Here is a 26,564-nt window from a genome sequence, read left to right on the forward strand (position 1 = left end):
CTCGTCCAGCAGCAGCAGGCGGGGCGGCGCAGCAGCGCCCGGGCGATCGCCACCCGCTGGCGCTCGCCGCCCGACAGCGCCGTCCCGCGGTGGCCGACCTCGGTGTCCAGCCCGTCGGGCAGCCGCTCCACCAGGGAGGACAGCCGGGTCAGCGCCACCACCCGGCGCAGCTCCTCCTCGCCCGCGCCGGGGGCGGCGTAGCAGAGGTTGTCCCGCAGGGTGCCCGCCATGATCGGCGCGTCCTGCTCCACGTAGCCGATCATGGAGCGCAGCCGCGCCAGCGGCAGGTCGCGCACGTCGACGCCGTCGACGGCGACCGTGCCCTCCGACGGCTCGTAGAACCGCTCGACCAGCGAGAACAGGGTGGTCTTGCCCGCTCCGGACGGGCCGACCAGCGCGGTCAGCCCTCCGGCGGGCACCTCCAGCGTCACGTCCCGCAGCACCGGCGGCCCCTCGCGGTAGCGGAACGTCACCCCGGTGAAGGACACCGAGGCGGGCCGTTCGGGCAGGCCCGCCCGGTGGGCCGGGCCGCTCCGCTCCACCGGAAGCCGCTCCACCTCCTCGATGCGGCGCATCGCGGCCAGCCCGCTCTGCACGCTGCTGACCCCCTGCGCCAACTGCGCGACGAAACCGGTCAGCCGGATCAGGTAGAGCAGGAACGCGACCAGCCCGGAGACGTCGAGCGCGCCGGTGGCCACGCGCGCGCCGCCCACGCCCAGCACCACCAGGAACGCCGCCTGGGAGGTCACCACCGCGGCGACGTCGGTCACCGCCGTCCACCCGGCGGCGCGCACCCCCTCGCGCCGGGCGCGGCGCACCGCCCTGCGCGCCGAGGCGGTCTCGCGCTGCTCGGCTCCGCTGGCCTTGACCGTGCGGAACGCCCCCAGGGAGCGCTCCAGGAGCGCGCCGACCTCGCCCACCGCGCGCTGGGACCGCTCGCTGGCCCTCCTGATCGGCGGCATCAGCAGGGCCGAGCCCGCGCCGATCACCCCGATCACCGCCAGGCACACCAGCAGCAGCGGCAGGTCGATCCACGCCATCAGCACGACCGAGCCGACCGCCACCAGCAGCGCGCTCGCGGAGTCCACCAGCGCCTGCCCGGCCGCCGAACGGATGTGGGTGGTGTCGGAGGTGACCCGGGAGAGCAGGTCGCCGGGCCGCAGCCGGTCCAGCTCGGGCACGCGCAGCAGCAGGATGTGGGAGACCAGGCGCTCGCGCGCCGCCGCGACCATGCTCTCGGCGGTGCGCTGCAACACGTAGGAGCTCATCCCGGCGACCAGTGCGCCGCCCACCACCAGCACGGTGAGCAGCGCCAGCAGCCGGCCCAGCGGGCCGTCCGCGGCGAGCGCGTCGACCACGGCCATGGCCACCAGGGGTTCGGCGAGGGTGCCGACGCCGCCGAGCAGGCCCAGCAGCGCGCCGTAGCAGACGGCCCGGCGGTGCGGCCACAGGTGCGCGGCCAGCAGGCGCAGCGATCGGGGGGCGGACAGGCGCACGGCGGGGTCAGTCGACGGTGATCAGGCGGCTGAAGTAGTCGTAGTCGACGCCCTCCTCGACCAGGCGCCCCTCGGCCTCCACCCAGGCGTGCCCGGCGAACGGCGGACGCCGGGGCACCCCCACGCACCACGTGGCCCAGGTGCCGCGCATCCGGCACAGCAGCGCCACCGCCAGGGACCGTTGCAGGCACGCCTCCAGGCCGGCGCAGCGCAGGCTGACCGCCAGCACCGCGTCGCGGGCCGCCTTGGCCTCCGGGTAGGTCGCGGGGCGCACCGTGCCCCGCAGCCGCCGCAGGGTGGCGCGGATGCGCTCGGGGGAGCGGCGGGCCAGCAGCCGGGCCAGCCCCACCGCGCAGCGCGCCGCCCACCGCTGTCCCAGGGAGAGCCGCACGTCGCTGCGTTGCAGCACCACGTACTCGCTCACCGCGTCACCATCCCGCTCTCCAGCATGCCGGCGACGAGCTCGGCCACGTCGCGTTCGGCGTCCGCGGAGGTGACTTCGTACTCGCTGACCAGGAACCGGACGACCTCGTCGGGCGAGTGCCCGTCGAGCAGCCGCTGGACGATCTGCGCCGCGGTGTCGTTGAGCTGCCAGTACTCGCCGTTGCGGCCGTCCAGCAGCACCAGGCCGTAGTCGGTCTCGGCCATCGAGACGTCCGGCCGCAGCCGGAACTCAGCTCCTGTTGTCTCCACCGTTTGCTCCCTGTAGGACGCGTTCGCGGGAACGCAGCCACAACTCGACGGTGAGGGTCAGTTCCATCCCCCAGTCCGGTCCGCGGTGCGAGTACGGCTGCATGAGCCGCTCCACCAGCGGCTCCGGATCGACCAGGCCCAGTTCGGCCAGTCGTGACTCCCGCCATATCTGGACGAGCCGGTCGCGCTGCCGGGCGAAGCCCTCCGCGGCGAGCGTGGTCCCGTCGGTCTTGGACCGGCGTTGCAGGAACTCCTCCGGGAGCACCCCGGCCATGGCCGCCTTCATGAGGGGTTTGAACTCGAACGGGGTCGTCCGGCCCTCGTGGCGCACCCGCAGGCAGGCCTCCATGACGCGGTCGTCGAGGAAGGGCGACTCCGCGCTGGGCAGGCCGATCCCGCCGACCTGGTGGATCAGCCGCAGGTCCCGGCCCGCGGAGCGGATCGAGGCCAGGTCGGCGTGCCTGCCCCGGGTGGGGGCCAGCGGCTCCAGGGACTCCGCCGCCGCGTCGAAGCGGGCCAGCACGCGCTCCCGGGCCTCGGCGGTCAGCCACGGGCCGCAGTGGGGCAGCACGTCCCAGCCGAAGTCGGCGTTGCGGGGCTCCTCCCCGGTGGCCACGCAGCGCCGGGTGGCGGCGAACCAGGCGCGCAGGTCGCGGCGGTCGGCGAGGGAGGCGACGGTCGTCGCCAGGGACAGGCCGAGCAGCAGGCGGTGGCCGCGCACCAGCGGCAGCGCGGTCAGCGGTCGGCTGCGCAGCAGGTCGTGGTAGAGGGAGGGGGTGCCGCTCAGCATCTGGTCGCCGCCCAGGCCGTCCATGTGCAGGCGGGAGCCGTGCTCCTGGGCCATCCGCAGCCTGCTCAGCACGCGCGGGGCGCTCATCACGGCCACCGACGGCTCGTCCAGCAGGGGCAGCTCCCCGTCCAGTCCGGCGTAGAAGCCGGGCAGGTCGTGGGAGGAGAACACCACGTGCTCCACCGACGGGAAGGAGCGCCGGGCGATCCGCGCCCAGCGCAGGTCGTCGTCGGTGTCCAGGTCGCTGTGGAGGGTCAGGGCGACGACCTTCGCCGAGCCGCGGGAGGCCAGCGCGCACAGCGGGGTGGAGTCCAGGCCGCCGGACAGGTCGGCGCTGACCACTCCGCCGCCGCGGGTGCGCGCGTCCACCGCCTCGGCCAGGGCCTCGCGCAGCAGGGGAGCCCCGGCGGCCACGTCCAGCTCGGCCTCGGGGGGACGCCACCACCGGACCACCCGGTGGCCGCCGCCGTGCAGGTCGAGGTCGAGGTAGTGCCCAGCGGGGACCGGTTCGACGCCGGGCCACACGGACGCCTCGTTGAGCGGGTACGGCAGGCCGTGGAACATCCGCAGCGCGAGGACGTCCGGGGCGGGGGAGACCCCCAGCAGGTCGGCCAGGACGTCGGAGCGGTCCGCGGCGATCCGGGCCGCACCGACGGCGGCGTGGAAGACCCGGCGCAGCCCGGAGGCGCTGCCCTGCACGCGTATCCGGCCGCCCGCCACCGCGACGAGGTGGAAGCTGCCGGGCAGGGCGCGGGCGAGCCGGTCGAGCCCGGACACGTCGTCGAGCCGGTCGAGCTCGGCACGCAGCCGGTCCGGGCTCGCAGCACAGCGTCCGATCACGGCGAGACGCCGCTGCCCCGACTCGACCAGCAGGAACTGGTCGTCCGGGAGCTCGCCCACGATCCAGGGCCGCCCCGAGGGGTGCGCGGCCCGCCGGTGGTGTTCCGGAAGGTGGTCGGCCGCACTCCCAAGAGCACCGACATCAGGGAGAACAGCGAAGTAGGGACTGGTGCGGCCGACCACGGACCCTCCGGTGAAGACAGTGACGGTGTGGGACGGGGATTACAGGTAGCGCGGGAAGATGAGGTAGATCTCCAGGCCCCATTTCCCCTGAATCCAGCCCGTGGACTCCTTGAAACCGCCCGCCTTGGCGATCTGCGGCCGGGTGTACTTCTTGCGCTGGGTCTTCTTTTCCTGCATCGTTCCCTCTTCTCGGAATCGAGGTATACGGATGAGCGCGCTGCGTAACTGCCTGCAGGTAGCACAAAGGCTAGGGGATTCTGTGACACATGGCAACAGGTGAGGTCAGAAAGGATTGGTATGACCAAACTTGACATAAATGAAGAAGGGAATCTGCTGTGCAGAAACGTTCAGAAATTGTGTTTCCGCTGGTGGAGGGCTGTCCCGGGGAAGGGGTCCGGCGGGGTGTCGGCCCCGGCGCGCCGCCGCGCCGGAGGGCTACGGTGGTCGGAGGAGTGCCGCGCCGGCTCCGGTCGCCGCCCGCCGCTGCGGCGCGGCCGAGGGGGCGGCGGGAGGGGCCCGGAAGCGGCCGCGACGCCGTCCGGAACGCGGGACAAAGGCCGTGTCGATGCGGGGAAGAAGGAATTTCGGACAAAAAGGGCAACCCCGGTTGTCCGCCCTGGGAATAGGTCGTCCGGCATTTGGGCGACGGGGCCGAAAAGAGGACCGCGGACCCTGGAGAACCGCGGCTCGGCTGAGCGGTAAGGCGGCCGGAAATCCCTTCGTCCGGGCGGGGCCGGGCTTTTGGCGCGCGGTGCGATTTCCTTGCGGGTGCGGCTCCGCCGCCCCGCGCCGCGGCGGCGGGGCCTCCGGGCAGGAGATACCCTCGGGGCGGAACGACCGAGAGGGGACGGGTGGGCCGGTCATGGGGCGCAAACTCGCCGTGGGGGCGGTGGTCTTCGGCGGCATCACACTGCTCGGGCTGCCGCTGGGGGTGCTGTGGTGGCTGCTGGCGCCGCGTCCCGAGGCGACCGTCACCTCCCAAGGGCTCGCCCGCTACCCGCTCTCCCAGAGCTGGTTCGCCGTCGACGGCTGGTACTCGGTCGTGATGCTGGCCGCCGGACTGGCCGTCGGCTACACCTGCTACCTCCTCCAGCAGCGGGCCTCCCAGCGCCACGGGCTGGACCTGCGGCTGCCCGCCCTGATCGGGGTCGTCACCGGGACCCTGGCGGGCTCCTGCGTCGCCTGGGGCGTGGGCGCGGGACTCGACCTGCGCGCCGCCGACGCCGCCCTGCTGCTGGCCCGCCCCGGCGACGTCGTCCGCACCGGGCTGACCCTGCGCTCCTACAGCGCGCTGCTGCTGTGGTCCTTCAGCGCGGTCCTGCAATACGGGCTGTTCGAGGCCCTCACCCTGTGGCAGGAGGAGCGGGCCGACCCCGGCGACGGCTCCTGAGCCGCCGCGGCCGCCGAGGGGAGGGCCCGCTCCGGGGAGGACCGGGCCGCCCGGTCAGTCGTCCCCCTCGTCGTCCTCGGCGAGGATGCGGTACACGCCCTGGCGCGCCTCGACCAGCAGCCGCTTGGCCCGCTCCACCTGGTCGGCGGTGCCCACCTGGGAGACCTGGGCCGCGGCGGCGGCCAGTTGGGCGGCCAGTTGGGCGAGCTCGGCGTGCGGGGCGTGCGCCTCCTCGTACTCCCGGGCCGCGCTCTCCCAGGGCGGGGTCAGCTCCTCGGCGTGCTCGGCGACGTAGGCCTGCCCCTCCTCGGTCAGCCGGTAGGGGCGGCGCCGCCCCCCCTCGCCGTCGGCGGCGGTGACCAGGCCCTCGTCCTCCAACTGTTGCAGCACCGGGTAGACCGAGCCAGGGCTGGGCCGCCAGGCGCCGCCGCTGCGCTCCTGGCTCTCCTTGATGATCTCGTAGCCGCTCATCGGCCGCTCCGCCAGCAGCAGCAGGATCCCGGCGCGCACGTCGCCGCGCCGGGCGCGCGGTCCGCGGCCGCCGAAGAAGCCGAACGGCCCGCCGGGGCCGCCGAACAGCGGTCCGCCGGGGTGGAGGCCCCAGGGGCCGTGCGGCGGCGGGAACGGCGGCCGGAACCCTCCGGGGCGGCGCGGACCGCGCGCGCTCGCCCGGTGCAGGAAGCGCCTCGGCCGGGGGAGGCGCCGGGCCCAGCCCGGTCCGCCGATCTTCCAGCCCAGGGGTATGAACGTGGTGGCCATCGGGTCTCCTCGAGAGGTCGGCGACTACAACCGAACGATCGACAATTTAACGATATATCGGATATCAGTCGGCGACAATACCCCGAGTGCTGCTTCCACGACGCCGCGGCCCCGCGCCGCCGGGTTTCAGGGGCGGCCGGAGGAGGGTCCCCCGCGGTCCCGGCCGCCGTGCTGCGCGGCCGACGGCAGCGGCAGGCGCTCGGCGCGCGCCCACTCGCCGCACGACCCGTCCCAGCCGAAGTCCCCGCCCACCCCCCGGTCCGCGCAGCCGAACGAGCGCCCGCACGCCGCGGCGAAGGCGGCCAGCCGCACCAGCCGGGGCGGGGCCGCCGGCGGCGCTCCTCTTGCCCGCAGCCCGCGGAACCCCAGCAGCGCGGTCGCCCGCAGCAGCGCCCCGTCGCCGCCGCACGTCTCCAGCTCCGCGCGGGCCTCGGCCAGCAGGACGTCCCCGGCCGCCGAGCGCGGCCCCAGCCGCCCCCCGGTGCCCCGGTAGACCGCGTAGGCCGCGAACCACCCCGCGAACAGCGCGGTGGCGGCCAGCAGCTCCGCGGCGAACCTCCCGGCCACCGCGCTCACCGCCACCACCAGCGCCGCCGCCCCCACCGCCCCCGCAAGACCGCCGGCCGCACGGTAGGCCGCGTGCAGCAGGAAGGGGTAGCCCAGCAGCAGGACCAGCAGCAGCGGTGCGGGGGAGCGGTCCGCCGAGGCCGACGACACCGTCCACCCCACCGCGAACCCCGCGCCCAGTACGCCCGTGACCCCCAGGGCCGCCTGGGAGAGCCACGCCGCCCGCCGCAGCGCCGTCACCCGGCGCAACCGGTCCGGGGCCAGGAACAGCCCCAGCCGGCGCAGCCGCCACAGCGTCGCGGTGACCGCGTCGCCGCACGCCGCCGTGGACGCCAGCCGGTCCACGGGCAGCGGTCGGTCGCTCACCAGGCGCGCGGCGAGCAGCCGCACGAACGGCGCGGCCGACAGCGGGGCGGGGGGCGCCTGCCGGGAGTCCGGGACGCGGGCGACCATGCCGGGGCCCCACGCCGTGATCCGTCCGGCGAGGAACAGCTCGGCCACCGCCACCTCCCCCATCCGCGTGCGGCCTCCGGCGAGCAGGGCCAGCGTGTAGGGGTCCAGGTCACCGGGGAGCACCGCGGGCCGCAGCGGACCGGCCGCGCGCACCCGCGAGTAACGGATCCGGGTCGCCGCATAGCAGAACGTGACGAGCAGGTAGAGCAGGGCCGTGCCCCACACCACCGCGGCGACCATCGCGGACTCCTCGCCTGTGCTGTGTCAACGGGATATTGATCACACTAGGTCGGTTTTCCGCGACGGGAAAGAGCCTGCGCCGCCCCCGCCGGGGACTCAGTCCACGGCACAGATCGGGGCGGTGTCGGCCCCGGTGAGCCGTACCAGGTCGGCGGGGTCCAGCTCCATCTGAAGACCGCGCCGGCCCGCCGACACGTACACGGTCTCGTGCTTCAGCGCCGAGGAGTCCACCACGGTCCGCAGTTTCCTGCGCTGCCCCAGCGGGCTGATGCCGCCGCGCACGTACCCGGTGGCCCGCTCGGCCCTGGCGGGGTCGGCCATCCGCGCCCGCTTGCCGCCCACGGCCGCCGCCAGCGCTTTGGGGTCGAGCCTGCCCGCCACCGGCACCACGCCCACCGTCAGCGTGCCGTCGACCTCGGCGACCAGGGTCTTGAAGATCCGCTCGGGCGACACCCCCAGCGCCGCCGCGGCCTCCTTGCCGTAGGAGTCCGTTCCGGCGACCTCGTAGCTGTGCAGGGTGAACGCCACACCGCCGCGCTCGGCCGCGACCGTGGCCGGAGTTCCCTTACCGCTCAACGCTGCTCGCTTCCCGTGACGTGGACCGGTCAGTTCAGATTGATCACCTGCTGCGGGAAGCGCCCCGCGGGCAGCAGGCGAAGCGCGGACAGCACCCGGTTCTCCCGCCGCAGCAGGTCGACGGCGAGCGCCAGGCGCTCGGCCGCGGAGGGGGCCTCCAGCAGCGCCTGCTTGTCGGGCATGTCCAGAACCAGGGCGTCGGCCACCGCGTAGGCGGCCTCCGGCGGCGTGTCGGGCAGCTCCGCGTCCTCTGCGGCCAGCACCCCGATGCGCTCCAGGCGCTCCAGGTACACCGCGAAGGACCGGGCCGCCCGCTCCCGCCAGACCTCGGCGTCCTCGCCGCTCTCCTCGGGCAGCGCGACGACCCGCGCCCGCAGGTAGGGCGTGTCCTTGTCCGGTTCGATCCACTCCACCACCCGGAACCGCTCCACCCCCGCGACCACCAGGTCCAGGCCGGAGTCGGAGCGGCGCTGCACCGCGCTGATCTCGGCCGTGCAGCCCACCTCGGCGATCTGGTGCGCCCCCCGCTCCCCGACCTCGTGGCCGAGCCGGATGCCCACCACCCCGAAGCGGCGGGGCTGGTCGGCGGGCAGCGCCATCAGGTCGTCCACCAGTCTCAGGTAGCGGTCCTCGAACACGCGCAGGGCCATGGTCAGGCCCGGGTAGAGGACCGAGCCGAGCGGAAAGAGCGGCAGCGCGGTGGACACCGTACAAGTATGCCCGCCGGCGGGGGAGCGGCGTCCCGCGGCGGCGGGCGGCCTCAGGACACGGCCGGTCCCGCCGTCTCCGGGGCCCCGGTCTCCGCGGCGCCCCCCGGGCTCAGGTCGCGGGCGACGAAGGTCTCCACGGCGAACAGGTCGCCGTTGGCGCGGTCCATGACCGTCAGCAGCGTCGACATCGTGGCGACCTCCTCCACCTGCTCCTTGAGGAACCACTGGAGGAACTGCTCGCCGGTGTAGTCGTGCTCCTCGCGCGCGGTCGCGGCCAGCCGGTGGAACTGGTCGGTGACCACGCGCTCCTGGCGCAGGGCGAGCGCGACCGGGTCGCGCGGGGTGTCGAAGTCGTTCTGCACCGCGTCGGTCCCCGGCACCGGGGCCGGGACGCCGCTGTCGAGCAGGAAGCGCAGGATCATCATCGCGTGGTCGCGCTCCTCCAGCGCCTGGCGGTAGAAGAACCCGGCCAGCCGGGGCAGGTCCCGGCCGTCGAACCACGCGGCCAGCGCCACGTACTGCTGCGAGGCGGTGAACTCGTGGCGGAGCTGGTCCGCCAGCAGTTGGTGGAACTTCGAGAGTCCCTGGTGGGACGTGTGGACGTCGATACTCATACCCCGCCGCTGACCGCACGGGCGCAAAGTATGCGGAAGAGAGGACGCGCCCGTCCACAGGCCTCGCGGCCCGGGGAGCCCCGCACGGGGCCGCCCCTACAATGAGGGGCGTGATCTCCCGAATCGATCTCCGAGGCAACCCCGCCGATCCGCGCGACTCGCTGCCGCGCGCCGAGACCGACGTCGCGTCCGCGGTCGAGAAGGTCCGTCCCATCTGCGAGGACGTGCGCAGACGCGGGGTCGAGGCGCTGATCGAACTGGGAGAGCGCTTCGACGGGGTGCGCCCCGCCCACCTCAGGGTCCCCGCCGAGGCCCTGAAGGCCGCGCTCGCCGAGCTCGACCCGGCCGTGCGCGCCGCCCTGGAGGAGTCGATCCGCCGCGCCCGCCTGGTCCACCGCGACCAGCGCCGCACCGACACCACCACCCGGGTCGTCCCCGGCGGCACCGTCACCGAGCGCTGGGTCCCCGTCGACCGGGTCGGCCTCTACGTGCCCGGCGGCCGCGCCGTCTACCCCTCCAGCGTCGTCATGAACGTCGTGCCCGCCCAGGAGGCCGGGGTCGGCTCCCTGGCCGTGGCCTCGCCGCCGCAGGCCGACTTCGGCGGACTGCCGCACCCCACCGTCCTGGCCGCCTGCGCCCTGCTCGGCGTCGACGAGGTCTACGCCGTGGGCGGCGCCCAGGCCGTCGCCATGTTCGCCTACGGGGCGGGCGAGTGCGCCCGCGCCGACATGGTCACCGGCCCCGGCAACATCTGGGTCGCCGCGGCCAAGCGCCTGCTCAAGGGCGTCATCGGCATCGACTCCGAGGCCGGCCCCACCGAGATCGCCGTCCTCGCCGACGACACCGCCAACCCCGGCTACGTCGCCGCCGACCTGATCAGCCAGGCCGAGCACGACGTCGTCGCCGCGTCGGTGCTGGTCACCCCCTCCGAGGAGCTCGCCGACCGCGTCGAGGCCGAGCTGGCCGAGCGGGTGCCCGCCACCAAGCACAGCGAGCGCATCGCCCAGGCCCTCTCCGGTCCCCAGTCCGGCATCGTCCTCGTCGAGGACCTCGACCACGGGCTGGCCGTCGTCAACGCCTACGCCCCCGAGCACCTGGAGGTCATGACCGCCGACGCCCGGGAGGTCGCCGCCCGGGTGCGCAACGCCGGGGCGATCTTCGTCGGCGACCACTCGCCGGTCTCCCTGGGCGACTACTGCGCGGGCTCCAACCACGTGCTGCCCACCGGCGGCTGCGCCTGCCACTCCTCGGGACTGAGCGTGCAGACCTTCCTGCGCGGCATCCACGTCGTCGAGTACGACCGCGCCGCCCTCGCCGACGTCGCCCACCACGTGGTGGCCCTCGCCCAGGCCGAGGACCTCCCCGCGCACGGCGAGGCCGTCACCGCACGCATCCCGCTGGAGGAGCAGGCGTGAGCGACCTCGGACACCCCGGCTTCGGCCTCGACGACCTGCCCCTCCGCGACGACCTGCGCGGACAGGCCCCCTACGGCGCCCCGCAGTTGACGGTGCGGGCCGTCCTCAACACCAACGAGAACCCCTACCCGCCGTCGCAGCGGCTGGCCGAGGCGATCGGCCGCGCCGTCGCCGAGGCCGCCACCGGGATCAACCGCTACCCCGACCGCGACGCCGTCGCCCTGCGCCAGGCGCTCGCCGACTACCTCGGCCACGGCCTGGACGCCGCCAACGTGTGGGCCGCCAACGGCTCCAACGAGGTCCTCCAGCAGATCCTCCAGGCGTTCGGCGGCCCCGGCCGCACCGCCGTGGGCTTCGAGCCGTCCTACTCCATGCACCCGATCATCGCGCGCGGCACCGCCACCCGCTGGGTGTCGGTGCCCCGCACCGCGCGCTTCGAGGTGGACGTCGACGACGCCGTGGTCGCGGTCAAGGAGCACCAGCCCGCGGTGGTCTTCCTGACCTCGCCCAACAACCCCACCGGCACCGCGCTGCCGCTGGAGACCGTCGAGGCGGTCGCCGCGGCCTCCCCCGGCGTCGTCGTGGTCGACGAGGCCTACGCCGAGTTCCGCCGCGAGGGCACCCCCAGCGCCCTGACCCTGCTGCCCGACCACCCCAACGTCATCGTCTCGCGTACCATGTCCAAGGCGTTCGCGCTGGCCGGGGCGAGGCTCGGCTACCTCGCCGCGCACCCGGCCGTCGTCGACGCCCTGCAACTGGTACGGCTGCCCTACCACCTGTCGGCCGTCACCCAGGCGGTGGCCCGCACCGCCCTGGAGTACGCCGACGAACTGCTGGGCGCGGTCGACGCGCTGCGCGCCGAACGCGACGCGCTCGTCGAGTGGCTGCGCGCCCACGGCTTCGAGGTCGCCGACTCCGACGCCAACTTCGTGCTGTTCGGCCGCTTCCCCGACCGTTCCGCGGTCTTCGCCGACCTGCTGGAGCGCGGGGTGCTCATCCGCGAGGTGGGGCCGCCCGAGTGGCTGCGCGTCACCGTCGGCACCCCCGAGGAGATGGCCGTCTTCCGCGACGCGCTGCTCGCGGCGACCGGCCGCGCCTGAGCACGGCCCCGCCACCCACCCCGACCCCGGCGGTCCACCGCCCCCGACGAGGAGAATCCAGACCATGAGCCGCACCGGCCGCGTCGAACGCACCACCAACGAGACCAAGGTCCTGGTCGAGATCGACCTCGACGGCACCGGAGCCGCCGACATCTCCACCGGCGTCGGCTTCTTCGACCACATGCTCCACCAGCTCGCCAAGCACGGCCTGTTCGACCTCACCGTGCGCACCGAGGGCGACCTGCACATCGACTCCCACCACACCATGGAGGACACCGCCCTCGCCCTCGGCGCGGCCTTCCGCGAGGCCCTCGGCGACAAGGCCGGCATCCGGCGCTTCGCCGACGCCAAGGTCCCCCTGGACGAGGCGCTCGCCGAGGTCACCGTCGACGTCTCGGGACGCCCCTACCTGGTGCACTCCGAACCCGAGGGCATGCCCCCGGTGATCGGCCGCGACTACGACACCACGATGACCCGGCACATCTTCGAGTCGTTCGTCGCCCAGGCCCGCATCGCCCTGCACGTCCACGTCCCCTACGGCCGCAACGCCCACCACATCGTGGAGTGCCAGTTCAAGGCGCTGGCCCGGGCCCTGCGCTTCGCCTGCGAGCGGGACCCCCGCGTCACCGGGATCCCCTCCACCAAGGGAGCGCTGTGAGCATCACGCTCCTCGGGGTGCTGCTGATCGGCCTCAGCGGACTGCTGGTCGGCGGCACCCTGGCGACGTGGAAGACCAACCGCGCCCTCGCCGCGGGCCTGGCCGCCTGCGCGGTCCTGGCCCTGGCCGCCGGGGTGCTGCGCCTCGGCTACCTCTGACCGCCCTCACAGGAAGGCACGCCCACCCGTGCAGCCACGTGTCGTCATCCTCGACTACGGATCGGGAAACCTGCGCTCCGCACAGCGGGCCGTGGAGCGAGTCGGCGCCCACGTCACCGTCACCGCCGACCCGCACGCCGCGCTGGAGGCCGACGGGCTCGTCGTGCCCGGGGTCGGCGCGTTCGAGGCCTGCATGAAGGGGCTGCGCTCCGTCAACGGCGACCGCGTCATCGGCAAGCGCCTGGCGGGCAACCGACCCGTGCTGGGCATCTGCGTGGGCATGCAGATCCTGTTCGAGCGGGGCGTCGAGCACGGCGTCACCACCCCCGGCTGCGGCGAGTGGCCCGGCACCGTGGAGCGGCTGGACGCCCCCGTCGTCCCGCACATGGGATGGAACACCGTGGACGTCCCCGAGGGCTCCGCCCTGTTCGCCGGGCTCGACCGCGACACCCGCTTCTACTTCGTCCACTCCTACGGGGTGCGCACCTGGGAGATGGCGGACACCAACCCGTACCTGAAGCCGCCGCTGGTCACCTGGTCCACCCACGGCTCCCCGTTCGTGGCGGCCGTGGAGAACGGCCCGCTGTGGGCCACCCAGTTCCACCCGGAGAAGTCCGGAGACGCGGGAGCCCACCTGCTCGCCAACTGGGTCGCGACCCTCTGACCGGCCCGCCGCCGGAGCGGCCCCGACGTTCTCCCCACCCGTGAAAGGTTCAATCCACATGGCGCCCACACTCGAACTCCTGCCCGCCGTCGACGTCTCGGGCGGCCAGGCCGTACAGCTCGTCCAGGGCAAGGCCGACACCGGGGGCCGCTACGGCGACCCGCTGAAGGCCGCCCTGGCCTGGCAGGACGCCGGAGCCGAGTGGATCCACCTGGTCGACCTGGACGCCGCCTTCGGCCGCGGCAACAACCGGGAGCTGCTGGCCTCCATCGTCGGCAGGCTCGACGTGAAGGTCGAGCTGTCCGGCGGCATCCGCGACGACGAGTCGCTGGCCGCGGCGCTGGCCACCGGCTGCCGCCGCGTCAACATCGGCACCGCCGCGCTGGAGAACCCCGAGTGGTGCGCCAGGATCATCGCCGAGCACGGCGACCGGATCGCCATCGGCCTGGACGTGCGCGGCACCACCCTGGCCGCGCGCGGCTGGACCCGCGACGGCGGCGACCTGTACGAGACGCTGGAGCGCCTGGAGGCCGCGGGCTGCGCCCGCTACGTCGTCACCGACGTCAACAAGGACGGCACGCTCAAGGGCCCCAACCTCGACCTGCTGCGCGACGTGTGCGCGCGCACCGACAAGCCGGTCGTGGCCAGCGGCGGCGTGTCCAGCCTGGACGACCTGCGGGCGCTGGCGTCCCTGGTCCCCGAGGGCGTGGAGGGCGCCATCATGGGCACCGCCCTGTACGAGGGCGCGTTCACCCTGGAGGAGGCCCTGGCCACGGTGCGCGAGGCCGCCCGATGAGCCTGGCGGTACGCGTCATCCCGTGCCTCGACGTCGACGGGGGACGGGTCGTCAAGGGCGTCAACTTCCAGAACCTGCGCGACGCGGGAGACCCCGTCGAACTGGCCCGGCGCTACGACGCCGAGGGCGCCGACGAACTCACCTTCCTGGACGTCACCGCCTCCAGCGGCAACCGCGAGACCACCTACGACGTGGTGCGCCGCACCGCCGAGCAGGTGTTCATCCCGCTCACCGTCGGCGGCGGCGTGCGCAGCACCGACGACGTCGACCGGCTGCTGCGCGCCGGGGCCGACAAGGTCAGCGTCAACACCGCCGCGGTCGCCCGCCCCGAGCTGATCCGCGAGATCGCCCAGCGCTTCGGCAACCAGGTGCTGGTCCTCTCCGCCGACGTGCGCCGCACCGTCGAGGGGACCACCACCCCCAGCGGGTTCGAGGTCACCACGCACGGCGGACGCCGGGGCACCGGCATCGACGCGATCGAGTGGGTCCGGCAGGCCGTGGAACTCGGCGCGGGCGAGATCCTGCTCAACTCCATGGACGCCGACGGCACCAAGGCCGGCTTCGACCTGGAGCTGATCCGCGCGGTGCGCGAAGCGGTGACCGTGCCGCTGGTCGCCAGCGGGGGAGCGGGCGCCGTGGAGCACTTCGCCCCGGCGGTGGACGCGGGCGCCGACGCGGTCCTGGCCGCCAGCGTGTTCCACTTCGGCGAGTTCACCATCAACGACGTCAAGGCGGACCTGCGCGCCAAGGGCCACCCGGTGCGCTGAGCCCGACGGTGCGGGCCCCGGCGCGCAGCACACGCCCCGCGCCGGGGCCCACACCGGACACGGCAGGGCGCCCGCGCAGCGGTCCCGGACCGAGCCGCCCCCCGCACCGTCCTGCGGCGGCCCGCCACGCTGACCGGAAGCGGACGTCCGGTGCGCTGCGGCGGCGGAATACCCGGGCCGTCCACAGCGCTGAACCGACCGGTGTCGTCCGGCAGGCCGCTGGGTACGGTGGGAAACCGTGCGTCCGTCGGGGGACGGCGCTGCTCACCGGCACAGCATCACAGGGGGACGAATGGCACAGGGGTCGGCCAGGCCCGGAATCGACTCTCGGATCCTCACCGAAGGGATGCGCGTCCTGTGGGTCGCGATCCGCACCGAACCGTGGGTCTTCACCGCGGCACTGGTCGGCGCACTGCTGTATGCGGCCGCCGCCGTCACCTCGGCCTCCGTCCTCGGCGCCGTGTCCGAACGGGTCATCCTGCCCGCCATCGCCGAGGGGCGCACCACCGCAGCCGCGGTGGCCGGGGCGGCGGCGGTGGTGTTCGGCGTCGGCGTGCTCCGCGCCCTGGGCCTGGGCGCGCGCCGCCTCTACGCCGGCCTCATGCAGTTCCGCATGCAGGCCCACTACCGGCGCGCGGTCGCCCGCAAGTACCTCCAGCTCCCGCTCTCCTGGCACCAGCGCCACCCCGCCGGGCAACTGCTGTCCAACGCCAACGCCGACGTCGAGGCCGCCTGGCAGCCGCTCGCCCCGCTGCCCATGGCCGTGGGCAGCGTCGCCATGCTGGTCATCGCCGCCGTCGCGATGCTCGTCACCGATCCGGTGCTGGCCCTGGTGGGCTTCGTGGTCTTCCCCGCCCTGGCCGCGGCCAACGTCGTGTTCCAGCGCCGGGTCTCCCCGGTCGCCGCCCGCGCCCAGGCGCTGCGCGCCCAGGTCAGCGAGGTCGCGCACGAGTCCTTCGACGGCGCGCTCGTGGTCAAGACCCTCGGCCGCGAGGACACCGAGACCGAGCGGTTCGCCCGCGCCGCCGACCGCCTGCGCGACGCCCAGATCAGGGTCGGCCGGATGCGCGCCGCGTTCGACCCGCTCCTGGAGGCGCTGCCCAACCTCGGCGTGCTGGCGGTGCTGCTCATCGGCCTGGTCCGCATCGACCTGGGCGCCGCCACCTCCGGCGAGGTCGTCCAGATCGCCTACCTGTTCACCCTGCTGTCGCTGCCGGTGCGCTCCTTCGGGTGGCTGCTCGGCGACCTGCCGCGCAGCGTGGTGGGGTGGCGGCGGGTCCGCGCGGTGCTCGACGCCGAGGGCGGCACCGACTACGGCGACGCCGTGCTCGACGGCGACCACGGACTGGCGGTCAGCGTCCGCGGCCTCAGCTTCTCCTACGCCGACACCTACACCGACCGGCGCGACGACACCGCCCCCGAGAGCGCCCGCGGCCTGGACGCCGCCGACGACGGGCCGACGGCGCGCACCACCGTGCTGCACGACGTCGACCTGGAGCTGTCCCCGGGACGGGTCACCGCCCTCGTCGGCCCCACCGGGGCGGGCAAGTCCACCCTCACCATGCTGCTGGCCCGCCTGGTCGACCCGGACAGCGGCCGGGTGCTCGTGGACGGGGTCGACGCCCGCGACTACGCCCACGGGGAGCTGGCCCGCGCCGTCGCCCTGGTGCCGCAGCACACCTTCATCTTCGACGACACCGTCCGCGGCAACGTCACCCTCGGCGCCGACGTCGACGACGCCGCCGTGTGGCAGGCGCTGCGCCTGGCCTGCGCCGACTCCTTCGTCGCCGCGCTCCCGCAGGGGCTCGACACCCGGCTGGGCGAGCGCGGCACCAGCCTGTCCGGCGGCCAGCGCCAGCGCCTCGCCCTGGCCCGCGCCCTGGTCCGCCGACCGCGGCTGCTCATCCTGGACGACGCCACCTCCGCGGTCGACCCCCAGGTCGAGGCACAGATCCTGGGCGGGCTGCGCGAGGCCGACCTCGCCGGGGCCACCGTCGTGGTCGTGGCCTACCGCAGGGCCACCATCGAACTCGCCGACGAGGTCGTCTACCTCGAACAGGGCACCGTGCGCGACCGGGGCACCCACGCCGAGCTGCTCGCGCGCTCCCCCGGGTACCACCGCCTCGTCACCGCCTACGAGCAGGCCGCTGCACAGCGCAGCGCCGAAGCCGCCGCCCGATCCGCCGACCAGGAGGCCGTCCGATGAGCGCCCCGGCACGCACCCGGGCCTCCCGCGCCGACGCCCGGGAGACCGCCGCCCCCGCCCTGCACCGCTCCACCGACTCGGCGTGGGCCACCCTGCGCCGCGGCCTGGCGCTGTCCCCCGAGTTCACCCGCGGACTGCCGGTGACCGTCGCGCTCGCCGTGGCCGCCACCTTCGGCAAGGTCGTGGTGCCGCTGGCGGTGCAGCAGATCATCGACAACGGGCTGCTCGCCGAGGGCGGCCCCGACATCGGCTTCGTCGTCGGCGCGGTCGCGCTGTGCGCCGCACTGGTCGCCCTCACCGCGCTGTGCTCCTACGTGATGAACACCCGCCTGTACCGGTCCACCGAGTCGGGCCTGGCCACCCTGCGCCGCAAGGCGTTCCGCCACGTCCACGACCTGTCGGTGCTCACCCAGAACAGCGAGCGCAAGGGCGCGCTGGTCTCCCGGGTCACCAGCGACGTCGACCAGATCAGCACCTTCATGCAGTGGGGCGGCATCCTGCTGATCGTCAGCACCGGGCAGGTGGCGATCGCCACCACGCTGATGGCCGTGTACTCCTGGCAGCTCACCCTGCTGGTGTGGGTGTGCTTCACGCCCCTGCTGTTCGGCGTGCGCCAATTGCAGAAACTGCTGTCCAGGGCCTACCTGAAGGTGCGGGAGCGCACCGGCGAGATGCTCGGCGTGGTCGGCGAGACCGTCGTCGGCGCCGCGGTCATCCGCGCCCACGGCACCGAGGAGCGCACCGCCAGGCGCGTCGACGCCACCGTCGTGGCCACCCGCGCCGCCCAGGTCAGGGCGCAGCGCCTGTCCATGGCGATCTCCCCGCTCGCCGAACTCGTCTCCGCGTTCACCTACGCGGTCGTCATCGTCGCCGGCGTGGCGCTGGGCGTGGCGGGTTCCCTCACCGCCGGGCAGTTGGTCGCCTTCCTGTTCCTCATCAACCTGTTCATCATGCCCATGACCATGGCCACGGAGATCTTCAACGAGGCCCAGAACGCGATCGCCGGATGGCGGCGGGTGCTGGGGGTCCTCGACACCGTGCCCGACATCGCCGACCCCGGCCCCGACGGCAAGCACCTGCCGCGCGGCCCCGTCACGATCCGCTTCGACCACGTCGGCTACGCCTACCCCGGCGGCCCCCGCGTCCTCGACGACATCGACGTGGACATCGCCCCCGGCCGCCGCGTCGCGGTGGTCGGGGAGACCGGCTCCGGCAAGACCACCTTCGTCAAGCTGCTCACCCGGCTCATGGACCCCGACGAGGGCACGGTGCTGCTCGACGGCGTCGACCTGCGCGAGGTGGCGTTCTCCTCGCTGCGCTCCCGGGTGGTCATGGTGCCCCAGGAGGGCTTCCTGTTCGACAGCACCCTCGGCGACAACATCCGCTTCGCCCGCCCCGAGGCCACCGACGAGCAGATCCGCGAGGCCGTCGCCGAACTGGGCCTGGGCGACTGGCTGGCCGGGCTGCCGCACGGCCTGGACACCCCGGTGGGCCAGCGCGGCGAGTCCCTGTCGGCCGGGGAGCGCCAGCTCGTGGCGCTGGTCCGCGCCTACGTGGCCGACCCCGACCTGCTCGTCCTGGACGAGGCCACCTCCGCGGTCGACCCGGCCACCGAGGTGCGCATCCAGCGCGCCCTGGACCGCCTCACCCGCGGCCGCACCTCCGTGGCGATCGCCCACCGGCTCTCCACCGCCGAGGCCGCCGACGAGGTGCTGGTCTTCGACCGCGGCCGCATCGTGCAGCGCGGCACCCACCGCGACCTGGTCGCGCGCCCGGGCGTCTACGCGGACCTGCACGCCTCCTGGGTGCGCAGCTCGGCGTGAGCCGGGCGGGGCCGCGGAGGACGCCGGAAGGCTCCGCCCGGCTCAGCCCTCGCGCTCCCGCCACCAGTGCAGCGCCAGCAGCTCGCTGACCAGCGGGTCGACGAGCAGGCGCACGTCCGGGTCGCCGTCCCCCGCGTAGCGCAGGCTCGCCGTGGCCCCCGCGACCTCGCCGCCCACCGCGACGAAGGCCCCGCGCAGCGCCCGCAGGTGGTCGGAGAACCGCTCGTCGAACCGCGACCCGGTGAACAGCAGCGCCCGGTAGTCCTGGATCGCCGCCAGGTAGCGGTCCACGTGCGACCACTCGCCGGTCTCGCAGGCGTGGGCGGCCAGCACGGGGCCGCGCCGCAGCGTCAGCGCGCCGAACCGCGCCGACGGCAGCAGCTCCTCCGGGGCCACCAGCGCCGTCCCGGAACGGCCGCGCAGCACCTCGGCCACCCGGGGCACCCAGGAGGGGGCGCGCTCCCACAGGTCGGTGACGGAGTTCGCGGCGCGGCGCAGCGTCGCCGACGGGTCGGCGACCCCCGGCGGCGCCGCCCTCAGGCGGGCCGCCAGCACCAGCAGCAGCGCCACCGCCTGCTGGTAGGCCACGACCTCCAGCTCCCGGGCGGCCCCGTCCGCCATGAGCGGCGCCACCACGTCGGCGTAGCGGGCCTCGGGCGCCTCGGGGGAGTCGGCCAGCACCACCACCGCGCTGGACTGCGCGTAGCGCTCCAGCGACTCGCGCAGCTCGCGCCGCCCGCTGCCCAGCGCCACCGCCACCACCAGCGTGTCCGGCCCCCCGGGCGGCAGGTGCGCCGCGGTCGCGGACTCGGCGAACGCCCCCAGCCCGGCGGCGCGCAACCGCGCGCCCGCCGCCTGGCACGCGTAGCGGCCCGCCCCCACCCCCAGCAGGACGACCGCGGCGGGCTCGTCGTCCAGCAGGGAGGGCAGCGCCGCGTAGGGGTCGTGGCGGGCCAGGTGGTCGGCCAGCCGGTTCAGGGCCGCGGCCTTGCCGGCCAGGTCGGCCGCGAGCTGTTCGACGGTCACGGGGGCTCCATCCTCGACGGTCTCGACGGTGCGCGGGACGGCGGGAGGCCCGCCGCTCGGCCGCGGCGGCCTCCCCGCACCAGATAAGCACAAACCCCGTCCGCGGCCCCCGCGCGCACGGCCGTAGGCTTGCAGGCATGAGCAGCAGTCCTCCCGAACTGGACCCCGGCATCGCGGCACGGCTCAAGCGCAACCCGGACGGGCTGGTGCCCGCCGTCGTGCAGCAGTACGACACCGGAGAGGTCCTCATGCTCGCCTGGATGGACGACGAGGCGCTGCGGCGCACCCTCACCACCCGGGCCGCCACCTACTGGTCGCGCAGCCGAGGGGAGTACTGGGTGAAGGGCGCGACGTCCGGCAACACCCAGCGCGTCGTCTCCGTCGCGCTCGACTGCGACGGCGACACCCTGCTGGTCAAGGTCGACCAGACCGGCGGGGCCTGCCACACCGGCGACCGGACCTGCTTCGACGCGGACCGGCTGCTGTGAGCGGCGCGACGGCAGCGGCGCCCCCCGCGTCCCGCCGCCGGGAGTACCTGGCCGCGCTCGCGCTCACCGCGCTCGGCGCGGTCGCCCTGCTCGCCGCCTCCGCCCAGGTCTGGGTGAGCGCCCGGGTCGACCTGGCGGGCGACCTCGCCCCCGTCGCCGTCGAGCTGTCCGCGGCCGACCTGGTCCCGGCCGTCTCCGCGCTGGGCTGGGCCGCGCTGGCCGCGCTGGCCGCGCTGGTCGCGACCGGGGGAGCGGCCCGCCGCCTCGTCGGACTCCTGGTGGCGCTGCTGGGGGTCGGCGTCCTCGGCGCCGTCGCGACCGGCCTGCGCTCCTCCGCCCTGGCCGACGCCGCACTGCGGGCGGTCACCGCCGAGGGGACGCTCGGCGCCCTCACCGTGGCGTGGACCTGGCCGGTAGTGGCCACCGTCGGCGCGGTGCTGCTGTGCGCCGCCGGGGTGCTCACCCTGGTCCGGGGTACCGCGTGGCCCGCCATGAGCAGCCGGTACGATCGCCACAGCGCCCCCCGCGCGACCCGCACCGGTACTCCCGCAGAGCTGTGGAGGTCGCTCGACAGCGGCGCGGACCCCACCGATGAGAACGCTGAACCAAAGGAGCGTTGATGGCCGAAGAACACCACGACGACCACGGCAACACCGTTGCCGGCTGGTTCCTCACCATCTCGTGGATCGTCGTCTGGGTCGCGGCCGCGACCGCGATCATCGCCGGCCTGCCCATCGTCACCTGGACGATCATCGGCCTGGCTGCCAGTGTCGTGTGCGCTGTCGTGGCCGGTGTGATGAAGAAGGCGGGCCTGGGCCGCAAGGCGCCCCGCCCCCGCCCGATGACCCGCGAGGAGTACGAGGCCAAGCTCGCGGAGAGCAGCAGCACCGCGGCGGTGTGACCGACCGGTCTCCGGGCTCTCTCCGGGGACCGGCCAGTCCTCATGCCGGTTCGATCGCCGATCGTTACCGGTGCCGGCCGCACAAACGACGAGAAAATCTGGCATGATTCGGTCGTTCGCGGCGCGTATGGAGGGGTACTTCCAACCGTGACACCTGTTGGTTCCTGTCTCCCCGGTCGCGACGCGCTCTGACGATCCGCCGTACACGGAAAGACACACCAAACATGAGCTACGGTCCTCCCGGCCCCCCGCCCCCCGGCGGCTTCGCCCCGCCCCCCGGCTACCCCAGCGGCGGACAGCCTGCCGCCCAGCCCCCCAAGAACTACCTGTGGATGAACATCCTGGGCATCTTCGGATGCATGGGCATCCTCGGCATCATCGGGCTGGTCTTCTCGCTCCAGGTCAACAGCAAGTGGAGCGCGGGCGACTACGCCGGGGCCGAGAGCGCAGCCGGCACCGCCAGGATCCTGGGTCTGATCAGCTTCACCCTCACGGTCATCACCTGGGTGGGCATGATCCTCTACTTCATCTTCGTGATCCTCATGGTGGGTGCTGCGACGACGACCACCTACTCCTACTAGTCGAACCATGCCCGGCCCGAGAGTTCCGGCACGACCACGGCGCCGTCTGCATCCTGCGGCGGCGCCGTTGGCGTTGGGCTTCATGGGGTTGACCGGCGCGGTCGTGGTGCACTTCGTCGACCCCAACGAACCGGGGCACTACCCCGTCTGCGTCTGGCTGGCCCTCACCGGCACCTACTGCCCGGGCTGCGGCACGACCCGGGCGCTGCACGCGCTGACCCACCTCGACATCGTCGGCGCCGCGCAGATGAACATCCTGCTGCTGGCCGCGCTGCCCTTCCTCGCACTCGGCTACCTGCACTGGGTGTACCGGTCCTTCCGGCCCTCCCACCGGCCGCCCCCGCCGTTCCCCCCGTTCCTGGCGTGGGCGGTGCCGGGGATCGTCGTCGCCTTCTGGATCCTGCGCAACCTGCCCTTCGGGGTGCTGCTCGCCCCCGGGGGCGTCCCCGCGCCGATCCTGTCCTGAACGCCTCCCCGCCGGGGCGGCCCGTGCCCGGCGACCTGCGCGCCCGCTGCGCCGGAGCGCCCCGGCGGACGCCAATGCACGGTGCCGGTGTCCGGCTGTCCCCGGGGACGGATACGATCGGGACATACGGCGGGAGTGAGCCCTCTCACTCCCCGTCACCCAGTCGACAGCAAGAAGGGGCCCTCTCACGTGAGCGTGCTCGACGAGATCATCGACGGAGTGCGCGCGGACCTCGCCGAACGCCAGGCCGCCGCACCCTTGGATCAGCTCAAAGAGCAGGCCGCGACCCTACCGTGGCCCAAGAACGTGGTGGCGGCGCTGCGCGCCCCCGGAGTCCAGGTCATCGCCGAGGTCAAGCGCTCCAGCCCCTCCAAGGGCGCGCTCGCCGCGATCGCCGACCCCGCCGCACTGGCCCGCGACTACGCCGCGGGCGGCGCCTGCATGATCAGCGTCCTCACCGAGCAGCGCCGCTTCGGCGGCAGCCTGGCCGACCTGGCGGTGGTCCGCGCCGCGGTGGACACGCCGCTGCTGCGCAAGGACTTCGTGGTCAGCTCCTACCAGTTGTGGGAGGCGCGGGTCTACGGTGCGGACGCCGTCCTGCTGATCGTCGCCGCGCTGTCCCAGGACGCCCTGGTCTCCCTGGTGGAGCGGGCCGAGTCGCTCGGCCTGACCCCGCTCGTCGAGGTGCACACCGAGGAGGAGGTCGAGCGCGCTCTGGACGCCGGGGCCACGGTCATCGGGGTCAACGCCCGCAACCTCAAGACCCTCGAGGTGGACCGCGAGACCTTCGCCCGGCTGTCCCCGCTGATCCCCGACGACAAGATCAAGGTCGCCGAGTCCGGCGTGCGCGGCCCCCACGACCTGCTCGCCTACGCGAGCGCCGGCGCCGACGCGGTGCTGGTCGGGGAGAGCCTGGTGGTCGGACGCAAGCCCCGCGAGGCCGTCGCCGACCTCGTCACCGCGGGCGCGCACCCCGCGCTGCGGGACCGGCGCTGACCGTGGACGCGCTCCGGGCGCCCCGCGCGGCCACCCTGACCCGGCGATGGCGCAGGAGGCCACGCGGGCAGGGCTGCGTGCTGCGCACCGCTCCCGCGGATCCGGTACGGTCCGGGCCGTTCCGTGCATACTGTCGGTAGGTGCGGCACGATCCTCGGTACCGGACAGCGGGTGTGCGTCGATCGCAGGCGGGACCCAGGACCGCAGCCACCTGCCCCGGCCGCCCCGCAGGGCGACCGCAGACCGTCCGCGTGGCCTCGTCACCGAACCCGTGCGGCTGCCTGAGCACGGGTTGCGCGCCGCGACCGACCGTCCACTCACGCCGTGCCCCCGGCGGGGCACCTGGAGACCTGATGAACACGAACAGCGCACATCCCGTGCCTCCCTACCTGAGCGAGGGCGGACACTACGGCCGCTTCGGAGGCCGGTTCAGTCCCGAAGCCCTCGTCGCGGCCCTCGACGAGGTCGCCGTGGCCTGGGACAAGGCCAAGCACGACCCGGAGTTCCAGGCCGAGCTGCACCGGCTGCTCACCGAGTACACCGGCCGGCCCAGCCCGCTGACCGAGGCCCGCAACTTCAGCGAGTACTGCAACGGCGCGCGGATCCTGCTCAAGCGCGAGGACCTCAACCACACCGGCTCCCACAAGATCAACAACGTGCTCGGCCAGGCGCTGCTCACCAAGCGCATGGGCAAGACCCGCGTCATCGCCGAGACCGGCGCGGGCCAGCACGGCGTGGCCACCGCCACCGCGTGCGCCCTGCTCGGCCTGGAGTGCGTGATCTACATGGGCGAGGAGGACACCCGCAGGCAGGCCCTCAACGTCGCCCGCATGAACATGCTCGGCGCCGAGGTCGTCCCGGTCACCGTGGGCAGCCGCACCCTCAAGGACGCCGTCAACGAGGCGTTCCGCGACTGGGTCGCCAACGTCGACACCACCCACTACCTGCTGGGCACCGTCGCCGGGCCGCACCCCTTCCCGTCCATGGTCCGCGACCTGCACTACATCATCGGCGCCGAGGCGCGCCAGCAGGTCCTGGAGCGCACCGGGGCCCTGCCCGACGCCGTCGCCGCCTGCGTGGGCGGCGGCTCCAACGCCATCGGCATCTTCGCGGCCTTCATCCCCGACGAGACGGTGCGGCTGTACGGCTTCGAGGCGGGCGGCGAGGGCATCGGCACCGGTCGGCACGCCGCCTCCATCACCGGCGGCAGCGTCGGCGTCTTCCAGGGCGCCCGCACCTTCGTCCTCCAGGACGAGCACGGCCAGACCGTGCCCAGCCACTCCATCTCCGCCGGACTGGACTACCCGGCGGTCGGCCCCGAGCACGCCTGGCTCGCCGACAGCGGGCGCGCCACCTACGCCCCGGTCACCGACGCCGAGGCCATGGAGGCGTTCCGCCTGCTGTGCCGCACCGAGGGCATCATCCCGGCGATCGAGAGCGCCCACGCGCTCGCCGGGGCGCGCACCATCGGCGCCGAGCTCGGACCGGACGCCACCATCCTGGTGAGCCTGTCGGGCCGCGGCGACAAGGACGTCAACACCGCCGCCGCCTACTTCGGGCTGCTCGGCGACAGGGGGGAGCAGGACCGATGACCGCACTGCAACGCAAGCTCGCCGAGGCCCGGGCCGAGGGAAGGGCCGCGCTGGTCGGCTACTACCCGGCGGGACTCCCCGACGTGGACTCCTCCGTCAGGGTCATCGAGGCGATGGTCGCGGGCGGCTGCGACGTCATCGAGGTCGGCCTGCCCTACTCCGACCCCACCATGGACGGCCCCGTCATCCAGCAGGCCTCCGACGCGGCGCTCGCGGCGGGCACCACCCCCAAGGACGTGCTCGCCGTGGTCCGCGCCACCGCCGAGACCGGCGCGGCGGCCCTGGTCATGTCCTACTGGAACCCGATCGAGCAGTACGGCGTGGACGCGTTCGCCGCCGACATGGCCGCGGCGGGAGGGGCGGGCGTCATCACCCCCGACCTGATCCCCGAGGAGGCCGGACCCTGGATCCGGGCCAGCGACGCCTCCGGGCTCGACCGGATCTTCCTGGTCGCGCCCTCCTCCACCGACCAGCGCCTCAAGCTGACCTGCGACGCCTCCCGCGGGTTCGTGTACGCGGCGTCGCTCATGGGCGTCACCGGCACCCGCGACAAGGTCGCCGCGACCGCCCGGAAGCTGGTGCAGCGGGTCCGCGGGGCCACCCGGGACAGCGGCCTGCCGGTCTGCGTCGGCCTGGGCATCTCCAACGGTGCGCAGGCCGCCGAGGTCGCCTCCTACGCCGACGGGGTCATCGTCGGCAGCGGCTTCTGCCGCCGGGTGCTGGACGCCCCCGACCTGGACACCGCGTGCGCGCAGGTCCGCGACTTCGCCGCCGAGCTCGCCGAGGGCGTGCGTTCGGCCGCTCGGTGAGAATCCGGTGAGAGTTCACCGCTGATCCCGAACCCCGGCCCCCCGGTGCCCACCGGGGGGCTACTGTGCTGAAAAGAGCGCCACTACCAGGGCTTCGGTCGCCATGTGACGAGGCGGACACGCAGAGTAGTAGTCTCTGAGTCGTTCCCGCGGCGTCCGCAGCACGGCGCACGCACACGACGACACGTTCGGGGAGAGGCATGTCGACCGGCACCGAAGAGAACGCCCGGAGCGGCAGCGCGGAGGACACCCGCGGCGACGGACAGAGCACCAGCCCCACCGCCGACTCCCGGTGGCCGGCGGTCCAACCCTGGCTGAGCCTGGCCGCACGGCTGGGCCTGGCCGGAGTCCTGGGCTATGCCGGATACACCAAACTGGTCGTGCCCGCACTCTCGGTGGAGTCGGTGGCGGCCTACGAGCTCTTCAGCGACGGTGTCAACCAGTTCATCGGCTACACCCTGCCGCTGTTCGAGATCGCCCTGGCCCTGCTGCTGCTCACCGGACTGGCCACCCGGGTCACCGGAGCCGTCTCCGCCCTGCTCATGGCGGTCTTCATCGCGGGCATCGCCTCGGCGTGGGCCCGCGGCCTGTCCATCGACTGCGGCTGCTTCGGCACCGGCGGCGCGGTGGACCCCGACGAGACCGCCTACGGCCTGGACATCGCCCGCGACCTCGGCTTCATGGCGCTGGGCCTGTTCCTCGCGGTCTGGCCGCGCTCGCGCTTCTCCCTGGACCGGGTCCTTGGTCTCTATCCGGGCTCCGAACGGCAACGGTAGAACTCCACCGACCCCTCGGCGGCGACCCGCC

At 74.1% G+C, this 26,564-nt stretch carries 30 protein-coding genes; 19 read left to right on the forward strand and 11 right to left on the reverse strand.

Annotated elements, in window-relative coordinates; all coding sequences use genetic code 11:
• The 5 genes from AC529_RS13370 to AC529_RS20160 all read right to left on the reverse strand — a co-directional run.
• Window positions 1–1,496: ABC transporter ATP-binding protein (locus AC529_RS13370; protein ID WP_232306729.1), on the reverse strand; the 1,496-nt coding region annotated here is incomplete at its 3' end.
• A gap of 7 nt (window positions 1,497–1,503) precedes the next feature.
• The gene (locus tag AC529_RS13375) at window positions 1,504–1,920 is read right to left on the reverse strand and encodes a lasso peptide biosynthesis B2 protein (RefSeq protein WP_068757172.1); all 417 of its coding nucleotides are present in this window, start codon (window positions 1,918–1,920) and stop codon (window positions 1,504–1,506) included.
• Window positions 1,917–2,189 carry a lasso peptide biosynthesis PqqD family chaperone gene (locus AC529_RS13380; RefSeq protein WP_068757174.1) on the reverse strand — a complete coding sequence of 91 codons (273 nt, stop codon included), beginning with the start codon at window positions 2,187–2,189 and terminating at the stop codon, window positions 1,917–1,919. Before AC529_RS13380 ends, AC529_RS13375 begins: the two co-directional genes overlap by 4 nt.
• Window positions 2,170–3,879 (reverse strand): asparagine synthase-related protein, encoded by a 1,710-nt coding sequence (locus tag AC529_RS13385; RefSeq protein WP_232306730.1) that lies wholly within the window; start codon window positions 3,877–3,879, stop codon window positions 2,170–2,172. Before AC529_RS13385 ends, AC529_RS13380 begins: the two co-directional genes overlap by 20 nt.
• A 162-nt stretch (window positions 3,880–4,041) precedes the next feature.
• Window positions 4,042–4,179, reverse strand: coding sequence for a keywimysin-related RiPP (locus tag AC529_RS20160; protein ID WP_157080207.1), 138 nt, complete (start codon window positions 4,177–4,179; stop codon window positions 4,042–4,044).
• 685 nt (window positions 4,180–4,864) lie between these two features.
• Between AC529_RS20160 and AC529_RS13390 the strand changes: the two genes are divergently transcribed.
• Window positions 4,865–5,392, forward strand: coding sequence for a hypothetical protein (locus AC529_RS13390; protein WP_068757178.1), 528 nt, complete (start codon window positions 4,865–4,867; stop codon window positions 5,390–5,392).
• Window positions 5,393–5,446: 54 nt separating this feature from the next.
• On the opposite strand, the gene AC529_RS19695 is transcribed toward AC529_RS13390, so the two are convergent.
• From AC529_RS19695 to AC529_RS13415, 5 genes are all read right to left on the reverse strand, one after another.
• The gene (locus tag AC529_RS19695; protein WP_083948205.1) at window positions 5,447–6,151 is read right to left on the reverse strand and encodes a PadR family transcriptional regulator; all 705 of its coding nucleotides are present in this window, start codon (window positions 6,149–6,151) and stop codon (window positions 5,447–5,449) included.
• 126 nt (window positions 6,152–6,277) lie between these two features.
• Window positions 6,278–7,411: a TIGR04222 domain-containing membrane protein gene (locus tag AC529_RS13400; RefSeq protein WP_068757180.1), complete on the reverse strand. Its 1,134-nt coding sequence runs from the start codon at window positions 7,409–7,411 to the stop codon at window positions 6,278–6,280.
• A 96-nt stretch (window positions 7,412–7,507) separates the two neighbouring features.
• Entirely contained in the window at window positions 7,508–7,987 is a 480-nt protein-coding gene (ybaK, locus tag AC529_RS13405) for a Cys-tRNA(Pro) deacylase (protein WP_068757182.1), read from the reverse strand.
• Window positions 7,988–8,016: 29 nt separating this feature from the next.
• A complete protein-coding gene (locus AC529_RS13410; RefSeq protein ID WP_068757183.1) occupies window positions 8,017–8,694 on the reverse strand; it encodes an LON peptidase substrate-binding domain-containing protein in 678 nt (225 codons plus the stop codon).
• A gap of 53 nt (window positions 8,695–8,747) precedes the next feature.
• Window positions 8,748–9,311, reverse strand: a complete 564-nt coding sequence (locus tag AC529_RS13415; protein WP_068757184.1) for a ferritin — start codon at window positions 9,309–9,311, stop codon at window positions 8,748–8,750.
• A 110-nt stretch (window positions 9,312–9,421) separates the two neighbouring features.
• On the opposite strand from AC529_RS13415, the gene hisD reads away from it, so the two are divergent.
• From hisD to AC529_RS13455, 9 genes are all read left to right on the forward strand, one after another.
• A complete protein-coding gene (hisD, locus tag AC529_RS13420) occupies window positions 9,422–10,726 on the forward strand; it encodes a histidinol dehydrogenase (RefSeq protein ID WP_068757185.1) in 1,305 nt (434 codons plus the stop codon).
• On the forward strand, window positions 10,723–11,826 hold the full coding sequence (locus AC529_RS13425) for a histidinol-phosphate transaminase (protein ID WP_068757186.1): 1,104 nt from the start codon (window positions 10,723–10,725) through the stop codon (window positions 11,824–11,826). Before hisD ends, AC529_RS13425 begins: the two co-directional genes overlap by 4 nt.
• Window positions 11,827–11,890: 64 nt before the next feature.
• A complete protein-coding gene (hisB, locus tag AC529_RS13430; protein ID WP_068757187.1) occupies window positions 11,891–12,484 on the forward strand; it encodes an imidazoleglycerol-phosphate dehydratase HisB in 594 nt (197 codons plus the stop codon).
• On the forward strand, window positions 12,481–12,642 hold the full coding sequence (locus AC529_RS20525) for a hypothetical protein (RefSeq protein ID WP_198156419.1): 162 nt from the start codon (window positions 12,481–12,483) through the stop codon (window positions 12,640–12,642). Before hisB ends, AC529_RS20525 begins: the two co-directional genes overlap by 4 nt.
• Before the next feature lie 28 nt (window positions 12,643–12,670).
• Window positions 12,671–13,306 (forward strand): imidazole glycerol phosphate synthase subunit HisH, encoded by a 636-nt coding sequence (gene hisH / locus AC529_RS13435; protein WP_068757188.1) that lies wholly within the window; start codon window positions 12,671–12,673, stop codon window positions 13,304–13,306.
• Between the two features lie 58 nt (window positions 13,307–13,364).
• Window positions 13,365–14,102 (forward strand): bifunctional 1-(5-phosphoribosyl)-5-((5-phosphoribosylamino)methylideneamino)imidazole-4-carboxamide isomerase/phosphoribosylanthranilate isomerase PriA, encoded by a 738-nt coding sequence (priA, locus tag AC529_RS13440; RefSeq protein ID WP_068757189.1) that lies wholly within the window; start codon window positions 13,365–13,367, stop codon window positions 14,100–14,102.
• A complete protein-coding gene (gene hisF, locus AC529_RS13445) occupies window positions 14,099–14,869 on the forward strand; it encodes an imidazole glycerol phosphate synthase subunit HisF (RefSeq protein ID WP_068757190.1) in 771 nt (256 codons plus the stop codon). Before priA ends, hisF begins: the two co-directional genes overlap by 4 nt.
• A gap of 292 nt (window positions 14,870–15,161) precedes the next feature.
• Window positions 15,162–17,075, forward strand: a complete 1,914-nt coding sequence (locus tag AC529_RS13450) for an ABC transporter ATP-binding protein (protein WP_068757192.1) — start codon at window positions 15,162–15,164, stop codon at window positions 17,073–17,075.
• Window positions 17,072–18,898: an ABC transporter ATP-binding protein gene (locus AC529_RS13455; protein WP_068757196.1), complete on the forward strand. Its 1,827-nt coding sequence runs from the start codon at window positions 17,072–17,074 to the stop codon at window positions 18,896–18,898. Before AC529_RS13450 ends, AC529_RS13455 begins: the two co-directional genes overlap by 4 nt.
• A gap of 42 nt (window positions 18,899–18,940) precedes the next feature.
• Here the strand turns inward: AC529_RS13455 and AC529_RS13460 are convergent, their stop codons facing one another.
• Window positions 18,941–19,924 (reverse strand): sugar isomerase, encoded by a 984-nt coding sequence (locus AC529_RS13460; RefSeq protein WP_068757198.1) that lies wholly within the window; start codon window positions 19,922–19,924, stop codon window positions 18,941–18,943.
• 137 nt (window positions 19,925–20,061) lie between these two features.
• Here AC529_RS13460 and hisI point away from each other — a divergent pair, with 137 nt between their 5' ends.
• The 9 genes from hisI to AC529_RS13505 all read left to right on the forward strand — a co-directional run bounded on the left by hisI (window position 20,062) and on the right by AC529_RS13505 (window position 26,533).
• Window positions 20,062–20,412, forward strand: coding sequence for a phosphoribosyl-AMP cyclohydrolase (hisI, locus tag AC529_RS13465; RefSeq protein ID WP_068757199.1), 351 nt, complete (start codon window positions 20,062–20,064; stop codon window positions 20,410–20,412).
• Window positions 20,409–21,032 carry a Trp biosynthesis-associated membrane protein gene (locus AC529_RS13470; protein WP_068757200.1) on the forward strand — a complete coding sequence of 208 codons (624 nt, stop codon included), beginning with the start codon at window positions 20,409–20,411 and terminating at the stop codon, window positions 21,030–21,032. The genes hisI and AC529_RS13470 overlap by 4 nt, the downstream gene beginning before the upstream one ends.
• A complete protein-coding gene (locus tag AC529_RS13475; protein ID WP_068757201.1) occupies window positions 21,032–21,313 on the forward strand; it encodes an HGxxPAAW family protein in 282 nt (93 codons plus the stop codon). The genes AC529_RS13470 and AC529_RS13475 overlap by 1 nt, the downstream gene beginning before the upstream one ends.
• A 224-nt stretch (window positions 21,314–21,537) precedes the next feature.
• Window positions 21,538–21,894, forward strand: a complete 357-nt coding sequence (locus tag AC529_RS13480; protein ID WP_068757203.1) for a CD225/dispanin family protein — start codon at window positions 21,538–21,540, stop codon at window positions 21,892–21,894.
• A gap of 67 nt (window positions 21,895–21,961) precedes the next feature.
• A complete protein-coding gene (locus AC529_RS13485; RefSeq protein WP_332307063.1) occupies window positions 21,962–22,360 on the forward strand; it encodes a DUF2752 domain-containing protein in 399 nt (132 codons plus the stop codon).
• Window positions 22,361–22,549: 189 nt separating this feature from the next.
• On the forward strand, window positions 22,550–23,356 hold the full coding sequence (trpC, locus tag AC529_RS13490; RefSeq protein WP_068757207.1) for an indole-3-glycerol phosphate synthase TrpC: 807 nt from the start codon (window positions 22,550–22,552) through the stop codon (window positions 23,354–23,356).
• A gap of 353 nt (window positions 23,357–23,709) precedes the next feature.
• A complete protein-coding gene (trpB, locus tag AC529_RS13495; protein WP_068757209.1) occupies window positions 23,710–24,948 on the forward strand; it encodes a tryptophan synthase subunit beta in 1,239 nt (412 codons plus the stop codon).
• Window positions 24,945–25,757: a tryptophan synthase subunit alpha gene (trpA, locus tag AC529_RS13500; RefSeq protein WP_068757210.1), complete on the forward strand. Its 813-nt coding sequence runs from the start codon at window positions 24,945–24,947 to the stop codon at window positions 25,755–25,757. The genes trpB and trpA overlap by 4 nt, the downstream gene beginning before the upstream one ends.
• A gap of 200 nt (window positions 25,758–25,957) precedes the next feature.
• On the forward strand, window positions 25,958–26,533 hold the full coding sequence (locus tag AC529_RS13505) for a MauE/DoxX family redox-associated membrane protein (protein WP_068757211.1): 576 nt from the start codon (window positions 25,958–25,960) through the stop codon (window positions 26,531–26,533).
• Window positions 26,534–26,564: the final 31 nt, after the last annotated feature.

The sequence above is a fragment of the Thermobifida cellulosilytica TB100 genome (assembly GCF_001517975.1).
GTDB classification, from domain to species: Bacteria; Actinomycetota; Actinomycetes; order Streptosporangiales; family Streptosporangiaceae; genus Thermobifida; species Thermobifida cellulosilytica.

Coding starts and splice junctions, on each gene's coding strand:
- AC529_RS13390 (WP_068757178.1), top strand. CDS start 4,865: ATGGGGCGCAAACTCGCCGTGGGGGCGGTGGTCTTCGGCGGCATCACA.
- AC529_RS13400 (WP_068757180.1), bottom strand. CDS start 7,411: ATGGTCGCCGCGGTGGTGTGGGGCACGGCCCTGCTCTACCTGCTCGTC.
- AC529_RS13475 (WP_068757201.1), top strand. CDS start 21,032: ATGGCCGAAGAACACCACGACGACCACGGCAACACCGTTGCCGGCTGG.
- trpA (WP_068757210.1), top strand. CDS start 24,945: ATGACCGCACTGCAACGCAAGCTCGCCGAGGCCCGGGCCGAGGGAAGG.
- AC529_RS13505 (WP_068757211.1), top strand. CDS start 25,958: ATGTCGACCGGCACCGAAGAGAACGCCCGGAGCGGCAGCGCGGAGGAC.
- AC529_RS13455 (WP_068757196.1), top strand. CDS start 17,072: ATGAGCGCCCCGGCACGCACCCGGGCCTCCCGCGCCGACGCCCGGGAG.
- priA (WP_068757189.1), top strand. CDS start 13,365: ATGGCGCCCACACTCGAACTCCTGCCCGCCGTCGACGTCTCGGGCGGC.
- trpB (WP_068757209.1), top strand. CDS start 23,710: ATGAACACGAACAGCGCACATCCCGTGCCTCCCTACCTGAGCGAGGGC.
- AC529_RS13415 (WP_068757184.1), bottom strand. CDS start 9,311: ATGAGTATCGACGTCCACACGTCCCACCAGGGACTCTCGAAGTTCCAC.
- AC529_RS13450 (WP_068757192.1), top strand. CDS start 15,162: ATGGCACAGGGGTCGGCCAGGCCCGGAATCGACTCTCGGATCCTCACC.
- hisI (WP_068757199.1), top strand. CDS start 20,062: ATGAGCAGCAGTCCTCCCGAACTGGACCCCGGCATCGCGGCACGGCTC.
- AC529_RS13480 (WP_068757203.1), top strand. CDS start 21,538: ATGAGCTACGGTCCTCCCGGCCCCCCGCCCCCCGGCGGCTTCGCCCCG.
- AC529_RS20160 (WP_157080207.1), bottom strand. CDS start 4,179: ATGCAGGAAAAGAAGACCCAGCGCAAGAAGTACACCCGGCCGCAGATC.
- hisF (WP_068757190.1), top strand. CDS start 14,099: ATGAGCCTGGCGGTACGCGTCATCCCGTGCCTCGACGTCGACGGGGGA.
- AC529_RS19695 (WP_083948205.1), bottom strand. CDS start 6,151: ATGGCCACCACGTTCATACCCCTGGGCTGGAAGATCGGCGGACCGGGC.
- hisB (WP_068757187.1), top strand. CDS start 11,891: ATGAGCCGCACCGGCCGCGTCGAACGCACCACCAACGAGACCAAGGTC.